At 47.1% G+C, this 17,786-nt stretch carries 15 protein-coding genes; 3 read left to right on the forward strand and 12 right to left on the reverse strand.

All coding sequences use genetic code 11. From position 1 onward, the window contains the following. Positions 1-32: 32 nt before the first annotated feature. The 6 genes from rarD to AC4E8B_RS19210 form a co-directional block, all read right to left on the reverse strand. Positions 33-959, reverse strand: a complete 927-nt coding sequence (rarD, locus tag AC4E8B_RS19185; RefSeq protein ID WP_490214930.1) for an EamA family transporter RarD — start codon at positions 957-959, stop codon at positions 33-35. A 94-nt stretch (positions 960-1,053) separates the two neighbouring features. Then, the gene (locus AC4E8B_RS19190; RefSeq protein ID WP_490214931.1) at positions 1,054-2,658 is read right to left on the reverse strand and encodes an amidohydrolase; all 1,605 of its coding nucleotides are present in this window, start codon (positions 2,656-2,658) and stop codon (positions 1,054-1,056) included. A 152-nt stretch (positions 2,659-2,810) separates the two neighbouring features. Further along, positions 2,811-4,397, reverse strand: coding sequence for an acyl-CoA synthetase MbcS (gene mbcS / locus AC4E8B_RS19195; RefSeq protein ID WP_490214933.1), 1,587 nt, complete (start codon positions 4,395-4,397; stop codon positions 2,811-2,813). A gap of 141 nt (positions 4,398-4,538) precedes the next feature. Continuing rightward, entirely contained in the window at positions 4,539-4,742 is a 204-nt protein-coding gene (locus tag AC4E8B_RS19200) for an alpha/beta-type small acid-soluble spore protein (protein ID WP_009795341.1), read from the reverse strand. Between the two features lie 103 nt (positions 4,743-4,845). Then, a complete protein-coding gene (gene thiI, locus AC4E8B_RS19205; RefSeq protein ID WP_490214934.1) occupies positions 4,846-6,051 on the reverse strand; it encodes a tRNA uracil 4-sulfurtransferase ThiI in 1,206 nt (401 codons plus the stop codon). Next, positions 6,052-7,194, reverse strand: a complete 1,143-nt coding sequence (locus AC4E8B_RS19210; protein ID WP_490214936.1) for a cysteine desulfurase family protein — start codon at positions 7,192-7,194, stop codon at positions 6,052-6,054. It lies immediately after the preceding gene. A gap of 233 nt (positions 7,195-7,427) precedes the next feature. On the opposite strand from AC4E8B_RS19210, the gene brnQ reads away from it, so the two are divergent. Then, on the forward strand, positions 7,428-8,753 hold the full coding sequence (brnQ, locus tag AC4E8B_RS19215; protein ID WP_490214937.1) for a branched-chain amino acid transport system II carrier protein: 1,326 nt from the start codon (positions 7,428-7,430) through the stop codon (positions 8,751-8,753). A 58-nt stretch (positions 8,754-8,811) separates the two neighbouring features. On the opposite strand, the gene ezrA is transcribed toward brnQ, so the two are convergent. Continuing rightward, positions 8,812-10,509, reverse strand: a complete 1,698-nt coding sequence (gene ezrA / locus AC4E8B_RS19220) for a septation ring formation regulator EzrA (protein ID WP_490214939.1) — start codon at positions 10,507-10,509, stop codon at positions 8,812-8,814. 356 nt (positions 10,510-10,865) lie between these two features. On the opposite strand from ezrA, the gene hisJ reads away from it, so the two are divergent. Continuing rightward, positions 10,866-11,663 carry a histidinol-phosphatase HisJ gene (hisJ, locus tag AC4E8B_RS19225; protein ID WP_490214941.1) on the forward strand — a complete coding sequence of 266 codons (798 nt, stop codon included), beginning with the start codon at positions 10,866-10,868 and terminating at the stop codon, positions 11,661-11,663. On the opposite strand, the gene refZ is transcribed toward hisJ, so the two are convergent. Next, entirely contained in the window at positions 11,660-12,289 is a 630-nt protein-coding gene (gene refZ, locus AC4E8B_RS19230) for a forespore capture DNA-binding protein RefZ (protein ID WP_490214942.1), read from the reverse strand. The two genes, hisJ and refZ, sit on opposite strands and share 4 nt — an antisense overlap. Positions 12,290-12,518: 229 nt before the next feature. Here refZ and AC4E8B_RS19235 point away from each other — a divergent pair, with 229 nt between their 5' ends. Continuing rightward, the gene (locus AC4E8B_RS19235) at positions 12,519-12,998 is read left to right on the forward strand and encodes a GAF domain-containing protein (protein ID WP_490214943.1); all 480 of its coding nucleotides are present in this window, start codon (positions 12,519-12,521) and stop codon (positions 12,996-12,998) included. Positions 12,999-13,071: 73 nt separating this feature from the next. Here AC4E8B_RS19235 and AC4E8B_RS19240 read toward each other — a convergent pair whose 3' ends face one another. The 4 genes from AC4E8B_RS19240 to AC4E8B_RS19255 form a co-directional block, all read right to left on the reverse strand. After that, entirely contained in the window at positions 13,072-13,497 is a 426-nt protein-coding gene (locus AC4E8B_RS19240; RefSeq protein ID WP_490214944.1) for an OsmC family protein, read from the reverse strand. Between the two features lie 117 nt (positions 13,498-13,614). Continuing rightward, entirely contained in the window at positions 13,615-14,799 is a 1,185-nt protein-coding gene (megL, locus tag AC4E8B_RS19245; RefSeq protein ID WP_490219787.1) for a methionine gamma-lyase, read from the reverse strand. Between the two features lie 129 nt (positions 14,800-14,928). Next, positions 14,929-16,677, reverse strand: a complete 1,749-nt coding sequence (locus tag AC4E8B_RS19250; protein ID WP_490214945.1) for a sensor domain-containing diguanylate cyclase — start codon at positions 16,675-16,677, stop codon at positions 14,929-14,931. Between the two features lie 109 nt (positions 16,678-16,786). Continuing rightward, a complete protein-coding gene (locus AC4E8B_RS19255; protein ID WP_490214947.1) occupies positions 16,787-17,389 on the reverse strand; it encodes a hypothetical protein in 603 nt (200 codons plus the stop codon). Positions 17,390-17,786 lie beyond the last annotated feature (397 nt).

The raw sequence follows: 17,786 nt of genomic DNA on the forward strand, positions 1-17,786 counted from the left end.
TAAAAAAGGAAGAGGCCGTTGCCTCTTCCTTTTTACATCCCCAGCCCTTTCCCATGTTTCCATTTCATATTGGCAAATAACTTAGTCTTGGACAGCGAGTAGACTGTCAAAGCAAGCCAAATGAACACGAACCCAATCAGGTGAGTCCCTGTAAATTGCTCATCATATACAAAAATGCCGAGCAGCAGTGTCAATGTCGGGGCGATATACTGCAGAAAACCGAGCATGGAGAGCGGGATTTTCTGTGCCCCTTTGGCAAAATACAGAAGCGGGATGGCAGTGGCCGCCCCTGCACCGATCAGCAAGAGATCCGTCCCTGCTGAAATGGCCAGGAATGACTGCGTCCCATCTGCAAATAGATAGATCAGATACCCAAGTGCCAAAGGCATGACAACCATGGTTTCGAGCGTCAGTCCTATGGCAGATTCCACCTTGATCAGTTTTTTGGCCAGGCCGTAAAGGCCAAACGATAAAGCAAGCGTAACCGCAATCCATGGAAATCTCCCATAAGAGAAGGTCATGATAAGCACACCCGCCGCAGCCAGCAGGAAAGAAACTGCCTGCGCAGAGGAAGGCTTTTCTTTCAGAACGACTATTCCCAGAAGGACACTGACCAGCGGATTGATATAGTATCCAAGGCTCGCTTCAATCATCTGGCCGGAATTGACTGCCCAAATGTATATGAACCAGTTGCAGCTTATAAGCAGAGAGGCAATTGTCAGAGCAAGCATTTGCTTCTTGTTGTCCTGTATCCCTCTTAATGTCTGGATAAAGGCCGGCCATTTCCTTGTAAGCGCAAGTACGGCCAGCATAAAGATGAAAGACCAGAAAACCCGGCTGGCCAGGATTTCATCCGCATTCACATGATTGAGAAGCTTCCAGTAGACCGGCAGTAAGCCCCATATTAAATAAGACAGCCCAGCGAACAGAGCCCCTTGTTTTACTTCATTTTCTATCATAATTGTTTGGCCTCGATTCTTTCTAGTATCGAATAATTATAAAGCCAAAAGAAAAAAACAGGCAACCTATTCGTTTTAACAGGCCTTCGCTCATTTAATCCTGCCCGCGCTTATATACGGTTTTTCCGCCTATGACTGTCTCATTGACTTTGGTACGCAAAAGGGCCTCTGAGTCTTCCTCAAATATATTCATATCCAGGATTGTGAAGTCAGCGAGATATCCTTCCTTGATCATTCCCCTGTCATCTTCATGGCAGACGGCATAGGCGCTCCCTTTTGTGTATAAAGAAACAGCTTCATACATGGACAATGCTTCCTCTTTTATATAGGCAATCCTCCCGGGATCATCGCTGCTGGTCCTTGTAACCGCAGAATGGATGCCGAGGAGAGGATCAGCTTGTTCTATTGGCGCATCTGATCCCCCTGCACAAGGGATGCCCTCATCAAGCAGCGTTTTCCAGGCATAGCAATAATCCATATGCTCTTCGCCGATCCTGCTGATGACCCACGGAAAGTCGGAAGCCAGAAATCTTGGCTGGATATCCAGTATGAGTGGAAGCTTTTTTGCCCTTGGAATCAGTTCTTTCCGCAGTATCTGCGCATGGATGAGCCGGTCCCTGCCCTTTCCTTTCAGAGGATATCTTTCGATGCTGTTCAGCGACATCTCAAAAGCCTTGTCACCGATGGCATGTATAGCAACAGGCATGTCCAGTTCCCTGGCCTTTTTCAAGAGTCCATCAAGCTGATCCTGTGTAAAAATGGCCACCCCTGAGGTTGATGGATCATCTGCATACGGATGGCTCAGCAAAGCTGTCCGGCCTCCCAAAGCACCGTCAGAAAAAATCTTCATTGCCCCGAATTCTATCCACTCATCCCCGCCAAGATAATGCCCGCCCTCAAGCTTCATCTCATGGATAACCTCATGATGGACGAGCAAATGTGCGCGGAAAGGCAGCTTATCTTCACCGATGACCTTCTTGAATGTCCCATAAGTTCCCTGGAAGCCCCCATAATAATTCAGGTCCTCTGTATGTGCCCCTGTCAGGCCCAGTGCATAGGCATCCTGGATGGCTGCACGCATTGCCGTTTCAAGATACTCTCCCGATGCACCCGGCAGAATAGAAAAAATAAGCTCCTGGGCCTGATCCTTCAGCAGTCCTGATGGCAGGCCTGCTTCATCTGTTTCAATGACCCCGCCTGGAGGGCAGATTGTATCCGCAGTAATTCCGCCTGCTTCCAATGCTTTAGAATTGACGGCGATTGCGTGCCGGCATATCCTCTTCAGGCATACAGGGTGGTCAGGGACCGCTTCATCAAGCTCCCTTGCCAATATGGGGTCAGGGAGGTCCCATAGATTTTCATTCCAGCCTTCGCCGATGATCCAGCTGCCTTCGGGAAACTTCCCTGCATACTCCTTCACAGCCCCAAGCACCTCTGTCTTTGAGGTGCAGCCGGACAGGTCAAGCCTTATCAGCCTTTCCCCATGTCCGATCAAGTGCATGTGGCTGTCCACAAATCCGGGCAGCATCAAGCTTCCCTTAAGATCCCTTATATCAGCAGATTTAACAGAGTAGTTTTTTTTCAATTTTTCAAACGGCCCGACTGCCAGAATCTTTCCATTTTCCGTCATGACCGCTTCGGCTTTATGCCCTTCTTCCTGAAGAGTGTATATATGTTTTCCATGCCATAGTGTCCGCATCTTCTTTTTTGCTCCTTTGCTTCCTATTCTGCACTTTAAAGATCCGCAGTGCCTGCTGCTATGATTATATCTTCTTTCGGGACACAAAAAAACTGAGCTTTAAAAAAGCTCAGCGGAAATCTTTTTAGAGGAGCTCCCAGCTGGATACCAGCTTAGCTTCGGGCAGCCTCCTCCATTTCTTTTTTCCTCAGCTCCACCCTGCGTATCTTGCCTGAGGCAGTCTTTGGGAGCTCTGGAAGAAACTCGATCTTGCGCGGATATTTATAAGGTGCTGTCAGCTCCTTTACATGCTCCTGCAAAGTTTTGACAAGTTCCGGCTGATCTTCGGGGATAGCATCCTGCAGGACGATAAAGGCTTTGACGATTGCACCGCGGATTTCGTCCGGGCTCGCCACGACAGCACATTCCTTGACGTACGGGTGCTTGACCAGGGCATCCTCCACCTCAAACGGCCCGATCGTGTATCCGGAGCTGATGATAATATCATCTCCACGGCCTTCGAACCAGAAGTACCCGTCTTCATCTTTCTTCGCTTTGTCTCCGGTTACATAATATTCACCCCGGAATTGCATAGCTGTCCGTTCGGGATCTTTATAATAATTTTTAAATAATGCGGGAGTTTCAATATGAACGGCGATGTCCCCCACTTCCCCGGGATCACATGCTTGCCCGTCTTCATTGACGATTTCTACCGTATTGCCCGGGATCGGCTTGCCCATAGAACCGGGCCTAAGCTCCATGCCCTTGGTAATGCCTACGAGCAGGGTATTTTCTGTCTGGCCATATCCGTCACGCACCTCGATATCAAAATGCTTTTTAAAAGTGTCAATCACTTCGCGGTTAAGCGGCTCCCCGGCTGAAACTGCACTATGAAGTTCCGGGAGGCTGTATTCAGCAAGATTGTCGGCCTTAGCCATCAGTCTGTACTCTGTAGGCGTGCAGCAAAGGACATTGACTTTGTAATCCTGAAGAAGTGAAAGATATTTTTTCGGCTCAAATTTACCTGAATACACCAGTCCTGTTCCCCCTGATCCCAGCACAGAGAGGAAAGGGCTCCATATCCATTTCTGCCAGCCGGGGCCGGCAGTTGCCCAGACAGTATCCCCCTCATTGATGCAAAGCCAGTTGGGCCCGGCTGCACGGAGGTGTGCATATGCCCAGCCATGTGTATGTACAACGCCCTTGGGATTGCCCGTTGTACCGGAAGTATAGGACAGGAAAGCCATATCATCTCTGCCAGTCCCGGCTGTTTCCATGATATCAGAGGCTGCGTCCATCTTTTCATCCAGCGGGATCCAGCCTGGCACAGGCTCTCCTATCACAAACTTAGGCAGGTTCGCTGCTTCAGAAACATCTGCAAACTGCTCTGTAAACGGCGAAAAGCATACAATGGCTTTCACATCGCCATGATTGATCCTGTACTGAATATCTTTAGACCGGAGCATCTCAGAGCAGGGAATGACAACCAGCCCCATCTTAAGTGCTGCTATGTACGTCTGGTAAGCCTCTATCAGGCGCGGGACCATGATCAGGATTACATCTCCCTGAGTCAGGCCGTTTTCCGAGAAAACGTTTCCAATTTTATTGGCATTGGACATGAGCCCGGCATATGTAATGTCCTTTTTCTCTCCTTCCCCGCTTTCCCAAAGGAGGGCTGACCTTTCAGGACCTTCAGCAAACTTTTCCATTTCAGAGACCAGATTATATCTTTCCGGCGCCAGCAGATCTTCACGCTTCATATTACATGTCCTCCTATTCTGAAATTGTATCGTTATGTTTATAGTATACATAATTTTTGAAAAATTTTAAAATGTATAACAAAAAGTAAAGGAGCAGGCTGGTCAGCCTGCTCCTTTGTAGCCATATTATTTATTTTTCAATTAACGTTGGAAACCTCCAAGCTGTTGTTCAGCCATTTGAACTAAACGCTTAGTGATTTCTCCTCCTACTGAACCGTTAGCACGTGAAGTTGTTTCTGCGCCAAGGTTTACACCAAATTCAGTAGCGATTTCGTATTTCATTGAGTCAAGAGCTTGCTGTACGCCAGGTACTAGAAGCTGGTTAGAGTTGTTGCTGCTTGCCATGTGATCTCACCTCCTTGTGAGTTTAGAATGTGTAGAATCACATGGCTTCATACAAATTTAAATTGGTAATGTTTTCAACATTCCGTCCGGTTTTTCATTCTCCCTAGAAAAGATCGTCCTCACTGTCGTTACCGGCTTCATACGGCTTGATATGGATGGTTTCAAGATTGTCCACGGCTTTTTCAATGAGCGTGTCAAAATCAACGAAGCTTTCATAAAATGCTGCCTTTTCAAGCTTAGGCTTCGTTTTCGGCGAAGCCGGGACAAATACGGTGCAGCAATCTTCGTAAGGCCTGATGGATATGTCATGGGTATCAATATCTTGAGCAATCTCAATGATATCCGATTTATCCATGGCAATCAGCGGACGCAGGACCGGGGTGCTTGTCACTTCGTTGATGGCGTACATGCTGTCAAGTGTCTGGCTTGCAACCTGCCCAAGGCTTTCACCGGTGATGACTGCGAGCCCTTCATGCTTCTCCCGGATCAGATCCGTAATTTTCAGCATCAGCCTTCTTGTTGTCGTCATTGTATAATTTTCAGGCACTTGCTTTTGGATGAGCTGCTGGATCTCTGTAAAAGGAACAATATGGAGGACCATCTGCCCTGAATATCCTGCAAGCTTTTCCGCCAGGTCAACCACTTTTTGCTTGGATCTCTCGCTGGTGAAAGGCGGGCTGTAGAAATGGACTGCCTCTATGGCAAGCCCTCTCTTCATGGATAGATAGCCTGCAACCGGGCTGTCTATCCCTCCTGAAAGCATGAGCATCGCCTTGCCGCTCGAGCCTGCCGGCATCCCTCCGGCCCCCTGGATATTTTCACATGACAGATATGCGGCTTCCGGCCTTATTTCAGCCTGGAGATTGATATCAGGCTTCTTCACATCCACCTTCAGGTCTTCCATATTCCTCAGCAGATGAGACCCGAGGGCATGGTTCAGTTCTCCGGTATCAAGGTGAAAGCTCTTATCCGCTCTCCGCGCCGATACCTTAAAGGTATTTCCATCCTGGTACACCCGCTTAAAAAGTTCGAGGGCAGCTTCCTTGATTTTTTCTATATCTTTTTCAGTTTTCACAGCAGGACTAAAAGATTGGATGCCGAAGACCCCTTTCAGCTTCTCGATGATCTCATCCCCATTTTCGCCGTTAAGCTGGATGAACATCCGGTCCCTCTGCCCCTCGATCCGGATGGCCGGATAGCTGTGCAGCACTTTTTTAATGCTTCTTTTCAGCTTTTCGACAAACTTCCCTCTATTTCTGCCTTTTGTTGAAATTTCTCCATAGCGGATTAATATACGGTCATAATTCATCTATTTCAATACCTTCCTCAGCTTTTTTGCTGTTTCTTCTATCGCCTGCAGCACAGCTTCTGCTTCCTCTGCTGTATTATCATAAGAAAGGCTGATCCTGATGCTGCTTGCGGCAGCCTCTTCAGGAATGCCCATCGACAGCAGCGTCCTGCTGACAGCCTTCTTTTTCGAGGAGCAGGCGCTTGTGGTTGAGACATATATATTTTTTTCTTCAAGGGAATGCACAAATACTTCTGCCTTTAAGCCAGGTGCTGAAAAATTCAGGATATGCGGCGCCGAGCCTTCAAGCGGAGTATGGACGGTGATTCCTTCCATGGATTCCAGGCCTTTCCTCAGCACAGCTTTCACGTGATTAAGCTCCTCCAGTCCAGTCCTGCACCTCTCAAGGCTGATTCTCAGTGCCTTGGCCATACTGACGATTCCAGGCACATTCTCCGTCCCGCTCCGCTGGTTCCATTCCTGGCTTCCGCCGGAAAACAGGGGAGAAAGCTTGATGCCTTCCCTGATATATAGCACACCTGTACCCTTGAGGCCATGAAATTTATGGGCAGAAATGGTGCAAAGATCTATGTCATTCTCACGAAGAACGAGCGGAACCTTCGCAATGCCCTGTACATGATCTACATGGAAAAGCACTTTTGAATATTTTTTAAGCATTTTGCCGATTTCAGCAATCGGCTGGATAGTGCCGACCTCATTATTGACATGGATGACGCTTACGAGAATCGTATCGCTGCATATGGCAGCCTCTATATCCTCAGGCCTGATTCTTCCGTCTTGATCGACAGGTATATACGTAACACGGAATCCCAGCTCTTTCAGCTGTTCAAACGCTTCTGCCACTGAAGAATGCTCAGAAGCAGTCGTAATAAGATGGCGTCCCCTGCCTTTATGCATCATTGCAGTCCCTTTTACAGCCAGGTTGTTTCCTTCGGTTCCGCCGGAAGTAAAGAATATTTCTTTCTGATCGGCCCCAAGCAGATGCGCGATCTGCAGCCGGGCCTGTGAAAGGAGCTTTTCTGCCATGCCCCCGATCCCGTGCAAAGACGAGGGATTGCCAAAGTAATCTGAGGCCACCTTATTAAATGAATCAAGCACTTCTTTATATGGTTTTGTTGTTGCACTATTATCAAAGTAAATCATGGGTCTTCCCCTTCCTTGAAAAACCGTTTAGCCAATAGTAAATCTTATCATACTAGGACAATGTTTTCATCTGCATAATTTTATATATTCTCTTTTGGAAGCCTAAACAGAACAAAAGCCCGGAAAATGAGTCAGAATGTTTTGATTATCATTCCATTAGACATATTTTCAGCTTCCTGTGTTAGTATGTAAAATGTTCTAAACATTTCGATAGACTGTCATGGAGGATTATTATGAATAATAAAAGCCTATCCGGCAGAGAAACAATTGCAATAGGACTAATGCTTTTCGCTCTTTTCTTTGGGGCAGGAAATATGATTTTCCCTCCATATCTCGGCCAGGAATCTGGTGTCAGCATGGGAAAAGCCATCTTTGGATTTCTTATTACCGGTGTCGGTCTTCCGCTTTTGGGAGTCATCAGCATTGCCAAAGCTGGAGACCTCCGTACACTGGCCGGCAGGGTCCATCCTATTTTCGGGGCTGTCTTTACTTTGCTTCTGTATCTGGCCATCGGGCCGCTGTTTGGAATTCCGCGGACCGGGACCGTCGCATACGAGATTGGTGTTACTCCGTTTTTGCCTGATACCGTATCTAAGTATGGGATGGCGCTGCTTATTTATAGCATTATCTTTTTTGCCGTCACAGCATGGCTTTCAATGAATCCATCTAAGCTCGTGGACAGGATCGGGAAACTATTCACGCCGATTCTTCTTGCTATATTAGCTGTTCTGGCTGTAAAGAGCATAATCACCCCTTTGGGAAAGCCAATGGCTGCCAAAGGTGCATATGCCGAGACTCCTTTTTTTAATGGATTTCTCGAAGGCTACTTGACCATGGACGCAATCGCAGCCCTTGTATTCGGCATAGTTGTGATTGGATCAATAAAGGAAAGAGGCATCAGCAGCCCAAGGCAGATTGCCAAAACATGCATCTATTCCGGACTCATTGCTGCAGCTGCCCTTATGCTTGTTTACCTTTCGCTCGCATATATTGGAGCATCCAGTGAAGAATCCATTGGATTCCAGGAAAACGGGGGAGCTCTTCTTTCCGCCGCCGCTTCCCATCTGTTCGGATCTTTCGGGGCTGTGATCCTTGGGCTGGCCATTACTTTTGCCTGCCTTACCACTTCTATTGGACTTGTTTCTTCCTGTGCGCAGTATTTCTCGAAAATTTTGCCGGCCATATCTTACAGGACCTTTGTGCTGACTTTGTCCTTTTTCAGCATGGTGATCGCGAACATCGGCCTGACGCAGCTCATTTCAGTATCTTTGCCAATGCTCACCATGATCTATCCGCCGGCAATCGTACTGGTGTTGCTTTCTTTTCTTCACCATGCCTTTGGCGGCCACAGAGCGGTTTATATAGGTGCCCTGATTCCGACAGGCCTGATCAGCATGATTTATGCCATAAAAGCTGCCGGTGCAGATACCCGTATTTTTTCAGGTTTGCTGGGATTTCTTCCTCTCTATGCAGAGGGAATCGGCTGGATCCTTCCGGCCATTGCCGGAGGCCTGCTCGGCCTGCTCATTGCCCGCAGGGGCAGGAAGGCAGCCGAATAGCCTGGTCCATTATTTCCCTAAAATAAAAAACCAGATCTGCCAAAGCAGATCTGGTTTTTTATGCATTTTCTTTTTCGCCGATCATTTCTTCTATTCTCTTCAAAGCTCCGGGCTCTATCTCTTCAATAGACGAAGCGGCCTGCTCCAGTGCCTCTTTATAATTATAGTTCCTGAATGAATCCTCCGCTTCCCTCAGTGCTTTAGCAATCGAAGGATACTTGCTTCTATATCTGTTTCCATACTGGATAACCTTTTCGGCCAGCTGGACGGTCTCAATCATTTCAGCCGTGCTGTCTGCAGCTTTATCAGCCGTCATGACCGCTATTTCCAGGTACTGCTGGACTGCAGGTATATCCAGGGGCTGTTCATCAAGCTTATCGATGACATTTTGGATGCTTTCCTTCGTATCTTCCATCAAGTACCGGTAGTTCTGGGACAAACCCGGTATATTGCTTTTGGATACAAGCCTGATCGTTTCGGCCAGCTTCTTGCTTATTTCCTTCACCTTTTCCCGTGCAGCAAGCTCGTCCTTCCTTAAGGCCTGCAGCTTTTCGGCAAAATGGACCTGCTCATCAGACAATGTTTCCAGTTCATTCTTGATATATTCCAATTCTTCCCCGAGAACCGAATGGGCAGAGCTTTGGGTGCTGATTTTATGCTCAAGTATTTCAAAGCGTTTAAAAAGCTTGGCAAGCTTCGTTTCCAGCAGGCTGTGTGTTTCTTCGTCCTTTTCCTGGAGATGGTAGCTTTGCTGGACGATGCCGAGCTCCTTTTTCAGCATAAAGTTCGCATCCTTGGCATTATACAGTTCTGTGCGGACCTTTTCATCATGCGATTGGATGAACTTCCTTGCGTACACTTCTTTTTCAAGCAGGTCATAGAGCGCATCGATTCTCTGCTTGATGTCCTCAAGGCCCTTCTGCGCTTCTTCAGTCTCTGTGCGTTCGATCCTGGCAAGATAATCTGCCGCTTCTTTCTCTAATGACTCTGTTTCCTTCTCCACGTCCACATGCCCGAGGATATAACCCTGCTGCTCCATCTCACGGAAACCTTCTCTCACCTCGAGAAGCTGGGATGGGATATTGGACCCGGCATCCACCAGCAAATCGGGGATTGCTTCCATTTTCTTCTGGATGCTGTCAAGCTGGGTCTGGATGGTCAGGACGATTTCCCTTGCCTGCAGATAGTCGCCGTTTGCTGTCCGGTCCTCAAAGTCCTGGAACTTCGCAAATGCTTCATCAAGCTGGATGCCCAGGATGGTTTCAGCCTTTCCATAGGTATGCCGATGGGCGAGCAGCGCCTTTTTGCATTCCCTGTACAGATCTTTGAGTACATCAATCTCGGTGCGGTTCTTTTCTTCGCTTCCGACCAGCTCATTGATTTCAGCAAGGAGGGATTTTATTTTATCCTCTATGCCTGCAAGGCTCTCACCGATTGCCTGCTGAACTTCCTTTGCCTTCTTAAAGCGGTAGCGGTCGATATATTCCTCAGCATCAAACAGCAGCTCCTCCACACCAGGAAGCTGCCCTGTAACGATATCATCCCACTCATTTCTCCAGCGTTCGAACAGTTCCTCTGTCTGGCCTGTCATATTCAGCTGCTTGACCTTGGACATCTCGTCGAGGACCGGCCTGTCCGTTATATCCATCTTCCAGCCTTCCAGCCGGTCTATTTCTTTATAATACTTCTTTTTCATTAGATATCCCGTCAGAAATAGTGCAATCGCAATCACTATTCCTCCAATTATGTATTCCATTGAAAGCCCCCTGTTCTGCTGCCGAGCTGATAACTGATTGATCTATGTAAAAAAAACTTGAAATTTGCAGTTCAATGTTTTTATGATACCATGTAAACGACAATTTTTGACTATTAATTTATTTTTTTTTGAGAGAAACTTGCTATTATAACCTGCTTGACGTTTTTGTGCAAAACCCGGGGTTCAGAAGAGCCTGTTCCAAAGCTCCCTCATTGAACGATGCAACTTGTGCTCATCCCGGAAAAAGGCGCAGAGAGTTACTCTTTTAACCTTGTCACTTCTAATTGAACAATACGTTTTGCAGCATTACAAATAATTCGCATTTTTAATATTATACTGATTGGAGTGCTGCCTCTATGCTAAGGGATGGACATATACATACACCCTTTTGCCCCCATGGTTCTAAGGATGCTTTTGAAGAGTATATCGACAGGGCTCTTTCGCTTGGTTTTGCAGAACTGACTTTTACTGAGCATGCTCCTCTCCCCGATGGTTTCACCGACACAGCCCCTGCCCGGGACAGCGCCATGCAGGAAGATGACCTCGGAGCCTACTTCGAAGAAATCAGCCGTGTAAAAGCTATTTACAAAAATAAAATCAAAATCAATGCGGGGCTCGAAGTGGATTTTATCGAAGGATTTGAAAAAGAAACAGGCAGCTTCCTGTCAAAGGTCGGACATCTTCTGGATGACAGCATTCTGTCGGTCCACTTTTTGTATCATGATGGGCAGTATGACTGCGCCGATTACAGCCCGGAGCTTTTCGCCTCGATGATCAGCCGCTACGGCTCCGCAGAGGCTGTTTATAGAAAATACTATGAAACGGTCAGAAGATCGATTGCCGCTGACCTGGGTCCCAATAAGCCGCAGAGGATCGGACATATTTCCCTGATCCATAAATTCCAAAAAAAATATCCTGCCGGCTTTGAAGACAAACAGGAGATTTCAGATATCCTTCAATTGATAAAGCTTCACGGATATGAGCTGGACTGCAACGGGGCCGGCACCGCGAAACCGCTCTGCCGGGAACCTTATCCGCCTGAATGGGCAGCATCGCAAGCAAAGTCACTTGGCATCCCGCTCGTCTATGGTTCAGATGCACACCAGGCAAAAGAGCTGGGTCAGGGCTTCAGCTATTTTCCTTTGGAGAGCTAGTTGGCCAAAACGATTTCCCTTACAGCTTTTTCCCGGACAGATCCGTCAATCCAATTAAAGATTTCAGCCAGGTATTTATCTGCAAAGTACCTTTCGTTCGGAAAAACGTGAAGCACCTCTGACACATACTGCATATTTAAAAATGGCATCGACAAGAGCCCTTTGAACTGGATGATCAAATAACTGGGATGCTGAGAGCGGAATTCCTTCGCTCTTATCCCGATTTCAAAAATCTTACTCAAGTAATATTTCTCTTTCATCAAATAAGTTGACATGATTTCCCTTACCACCTGGGAATCGAGTGAAATCTCCCTCAGGATGAACCGGGTAAGATGAATATCCCGGCAATGGTACATCAGGATGTTTTCAGCAGTATTTTTTAACGCTGCAGCCGGCCCCAGGTGCAAATAAGAATAGCCCTTTTCAATTTCGGCGATGTATCCCTCAAAGAATTCAGTGAAACAATGCTCCAGCAGCCCATGTTTATTGTGAAAATAGTAAGCTATATTGGCGGCATTCACCTTTGCTTTCGCGGCAATATCGCGGATGGATGTGCCAGTGAACCCATTTGTATTAAAAAGGGCAATTGCTGCAGCTGTAATGGCATCTTTTGAATTTTTTTTCATATTCCTACCTCGCTTCCTAAATTCCCATTGGCACAACGCAGAATGGATAACAGGGACTAAGACAGCAGAAAGTGCTAATAGCTCGACAATCCATGCAATCATCTTTCTTTATTTAAACATTCTTTTTATTTTCCGGTAGTCCTTTTAAAAAATATCGACAAAGTCTCCTCATTTTCATCCGGATTTGATAGAATGAATAATAATTCTCGGAATAGTGGAGGGAAATACGTTGTTTACAGTCGAAACATACAGCGAAGACCGCAAAAAAAATTATGTATTATTAAATAAACAGCTTCATGCTCTTTTGGAAGGAGAGCCAAACCGAATTGCCAATCTCAGCAATGCAGCAGCGCTACTGAATCAATTTCTGGACCGCATTAACTGGGCCGGCTTTTATATCATGGAAGATGGGGAGCTTGTCCTCGGCCCTTTCCAGGGACTTCCTGCATGTGTAAGGATTGCGCTAGGCAAAGGCGTCTGCGGCACTTCAGCCCAAAAACGCGAGACACTGCGCATTGAGGATGTCCATGCATTCCCAGGACATATTGCCTGTGATGCTGCATCACAATCGGAAATTGTGGTTCCGATCATTAAGGATGCAGAAGTATTTGGCGTCCTTGATATTGATTCTCCTGAAAAGAACCGTTTTGACGAAATCGACCAGCAGGGCCTTGAAGACTTTGTTGAAACACTTGTAAAGCATCTATAAAATAAGAGAAAAGCCTGTTCCGCTTGGAATCAGGCTTTTTTGCTGCTTTTTTGCTGCCTTTTTAGAACGGATATTACAGCTGCTGCCCGCCGGCAGACCCGTTAATGGAATAGCTGACCGTGATATCCGCATTCAAAGACTTGGATACAGAGCAGTATTTATCCTTTGAGAGCCGGATGGCCCGGATCACTTTATCTTCCGGAAGCTCACCCTCTAATGCATAATGGATGTGGATATCTGTGAATCTTTTCGGATGCTCCTCAGCCCTTGACCCTTTAATGTCCATCTGGAAGGAAACTGGCTCAAGCCGCATCTTTTTCAGGATGGAAATAATATCAATCCCGGTGCAGCCTGCCGCTGCGCTCAATAAGAGCTCTGTAGGCCTTGCCCCCGAATTCTCTCCCCCGGCTTCCCCGGATGCATCCATCACAATTTTATGGCCGGAAGGCGCAGCCCCCGCAAACGCCATTTTTCCAGTCCATGCAACTGTCATATCCATGATATTTCCTCCTTTATGGTTAGCTTCTGATAAAAAATCTTTGCTGTTTATATTCTTCCGGCAGAAGGTCGGGGGCATTCAATTTTTTTGCCATCATTCTGTACCGGACCATTCTTATCAGATTGAAGAAAATGCCTGCTCCAAATCATCCCGGATGTCTTCCCATGCTTCAAGGCCGGCAGACAGCCTGAGCATGGTGTCCGTTATCCCCATTTTCTCCCTGGTTTCCGGCGGGATCACCGAGTGTGTCATGGTGGCAGGATGCTGGATAAGCGTTTCCGCGTCTCCGAGGCTGACAGCAATTTTAATGAATTGAAGCTGATTCATGAATTTCTGGGCAGTCTCCTTGGTGCCTGTAATTGAAAAAGACAAAATCCCGCCTCCGCTTCTCATTTGCTTTTGCATGACAGGATAATCTTTATGCTCCCGATCGCCGGGATAATAAACATCCGTTACCTTTGGATGCCCTTTTAAATATGAAGCCAGCTTTTCCGCATTGCTGGTGTGGCGGTCCATCCTGACCGGCAAAGTCTTCAGCCCCCTTAAAAGAAGCCAGGCATCAAATGGGGATATAACGCCCCCGATATCCTTTTGGGTTGTAAAGGAGATTTCATCCATCAGCTCTTTCCTGCCCGCAGCAATGCCGGCGATCACATCTCCGTGCCCGCATATATATTTAGTTGCACTGTGGATGACAATGTCGCAGCCCAATGACAGCGGATTTTGCAGATACGGCGAGCAGAAAGTGTTATCCACTATAACCGGGATCCCCTTTTCCCTGGCAGCCTCCACGGCCATTTCCAGATCAACTAGCTTCATAGTCGGGTTGATTGGCGTTTCAATATATAAACAGGCGGTCTCCGGCCTGATTGCCTGCAGCAGCTGCTCCTTCGATTCCATCAATGAAAAATCATGCTTGATATTGTATTTCTCTTTCATCAGCTGAAGAAGTCCAAATGTACACCCATATACTCCCTGGGAACATAATATATGGTCTCCCGCCTTTGTCAGGGCAACCAGAACCGCGGAAACAGCAGCCATCCCCGAGCTGAAGGCCAATGCCGCCTCAGCCTGCTCAAGTGCAGCCATCCTCTCTTCAAGGACAGAAACAGTCGGATTGCCGAGCCGCGAATAGATGTATCCGTCTTCTTCTCCCGAAAACCTCCGTTCACCCTGTTCTGCATTATCGAACACAAACGTTGAGGTTTGAAAAATTGGAGGTGCGAGACTCCCTTTAAATTCCCGGGCATCATAACCTTCATGGATCACCTTTGTCTCGAACCGCACGTTCTTCTTCTCCATCATATATCCCCCTTGAATTGAAAGCGTTTACAATATTCCTCACTTACAGGATATGTTATTTTTTCGCTTTTGGAAAGCAATTTGAATGGGAAAGGAACAGGAAAAAGACAGGCTTTGTTTAGCCTGCCTTTAAGAAATGCTGAATCCCTGGACCACAACCTGGTTTTTTCCGGATTCTTTCGCAGTATAAAGAGCTTTATCAGCCCGCTTGAACAGCCACGAATATGAATCCTCCCTTTCCGTGTTCCAATGGGACACCCCACAGGAAATGGTGACAACGGGATTTGTAGTTTCAGAGACTTTCTTGACGATCCGCTCTGCAATCGCAACTCCTGTTTCCAGGGAAATAGAGGGCAGATAAATGGCCAGCTCTTCTCCTCCCCATCTGGCAGCAACATCGGTGCTGCGGATGCTGTTTACAATGATCCCGGCCACCTGGACAATGACTTCATCACCGACCTGATGGCCGTATGTATCATTGACAAACTTGAAATTATCAATATCCACCAGGATAAATGCACCCTCAGCATCCTCGCTTAATGACTGGTGTATCCGTTCATCCAGATAATTCCTGGAAAAAAGCCTGGTCAGGTGATCTGTAACGACCATCTTTTCAAGCTCCTCTCTCAGCATTGAGTTCGTAAGAGCCAAAGTTGAATGATGGATTAAGGACTGAAGAAGCTTAAATGTCTCAAACGAAAAGTGATAAGGATCTCTGTGCAGGATAAGGGCAAATCCCTTCAGTACACCAGACTGGGACATCGGGACCGCCATGACGGATTTAAACTGCTCGATCAAGGCATCGTTCCGGAGGTCAAGTTCGCCAATAAACAGGCTGTCCTTGTCTTGCCTGATTTTTTCCTTGATATATTTTATATAGATGCCGGATTCCCTTGTACGGAAGAAAGAAGTGCTTCCTTTAAGGATGCTGACCTGTTCGGATTCTTCTGATAAAAGAACGAAGCCTGCCTCTTCCGCATCAAAGGACTTGATAATCTGTTCAGCCATATAAGTCATCGTCTCCGTCAGGCGAAGATTGGAATTAAGCTGGTGCGAAGTCTCATTTATGAGCTGGAGGTCGGCAACCAGCCTCTTCGACTGATGATACAGCTGGGCATTTTCAAGCGCACCGCCTGCTGTATTGGCAAGTATGGAAATGAACTCTACTTCGTTTTCAGGAAAGACGAGTGCATTCGGTGCGATGACCTGGAGTACGCCGTACACCCCCTGCTTCCCTTTTAAAGGCGCGTACAGGACAGAGCGCTTCTCAGAAATTGAATCCTCAAACTGAATGGCGCCGGTAACATATGCCTGCATGGCCGCTATATTTTGACTGTCATATTCAAGGTCTTTTAACGGGAGGTCCCCATGGCTGTTATTGTCATGCGACAGCATTAGATAGTAGGTAAAGTCAGGATATACTTCCTGAAGGGTTTTGATGATTTCTCCGAGGACAGCATCCATGTCCATAGAGGAATGAAACTGCTCTGTTACGCGAAAAAGCTGCTTGTAGCGCTTTTCCCTGGCCGAGATTCCCCCGAGTTCCCGAGCCTTAATAATGAAGGCGGCACAGGCAGTGCCCAGCTCCCTTTGGCTTTTTTGATCCAGCGGTTCAGGGAGGCCGTTCAGCTCAAGGAATCCCAGATCCATTGACCTTGCGGAAAGAGGGATCTGGCAGCAAGGGTCATCCCCGGGCCCCTTGAGCCCTGCCGGCTTGCCATCCTGGCCATTTCCCCCAGCTGGGGAGCCTGCACAGAAGACGCTGCCCCCGGGATCCCGAAAGCAGGCAGCGGCGGCTTCAGAGAACTCTATGACCGCTTTAAGCATTTGCACAATTAAAGCATCGGACTGAATAAATCCGTCATTTGTATCAATCATGTCAAAAAAGCGGCTTTTCAAGCACAATATTTTCTGGCTTTTGAGCATTTCCATATATCATCACCCTATTTATCCAGTTCATATAGGCATCCTCATATAAAATGCCGTGTCACAGCGTCCTGCCAGAGGCAATCCTCACCCCGCCGTCAAGCAGGATAAGCCATGAAGAATGATCGGCTGTGAGAGCGTGGATGCTCTCTGGCCTGCCAGCTTCATTGAAGGCCACTTCATAATGGCCGTCCGCTTCGAGAACGATACGATCTGAAGTCTTCCTTACTTCAAAAGGATCGCCGTCAGAAGTGATGGTGCCGCGAAGGCCCGGTTCACGGTCCCGCACTTCCAGGTCTTCGTCCAGATAAACCCAGCCTCTGTCCAATTCAGCCCACACCCCGGAACCATCACGGTCAACCGCCAATTTCTCAGGGGCACTTTCCAGGGAAGCGGACTTGATCAGACGAAATTTAAAATCATTGTCTCTTTCCACCTCATAAAGAGCCAGCACATGGTCCTGTTTTTTTTCATCAAACAAAACAACGAGGGGGTCTGTGCCTCCCGGAGAGCCCTTCTTTATGACAAGGGCAAGCGGGCTTTCTGCTGCACCGCCCGGCTTGAGATGCTGAAAGTACATGGCGGCAAGGGCCACGCCGGCAAATAATAATGCCAGGAAAAGGCGGATATGTTTTTCCTTCTTTGTTTCTCTCAATTTCATCAACACTTTTGCTAGAATTAATTAAGACTATTATACCACAGGAAAATTCTCCCCGTTATGATATGATAAAAATATTTTCCAAAAAACTGCCCTCTATGCAGGCATAATGAAGTGATAAAATTGAGAACGAAGCAGTATTCATTGCAGGAAAATCTAAACATGCCTTGACATAAAGTTTAAAAAAATTATATAATATCCTTTGTGTAAAATATCGCAGCATATGTGACACTTTAGGTGATCATTTTGTTCCTCAATAAGGCACCGCTTCCCATCTCTTTTGAGGCGGAAAGCACGGGTTAGCCCAAAACGCCGGTAAGCATGGCGTTTTAGCCTTTTATTCGAAGGGGTACTGTGTAACCCGCTGCTGCTAGGGCGAAGGTACATGAAAACAAAATGAGCT

This window comes from Bacillus sp. SRL543 (assembly GCF_984799205.1).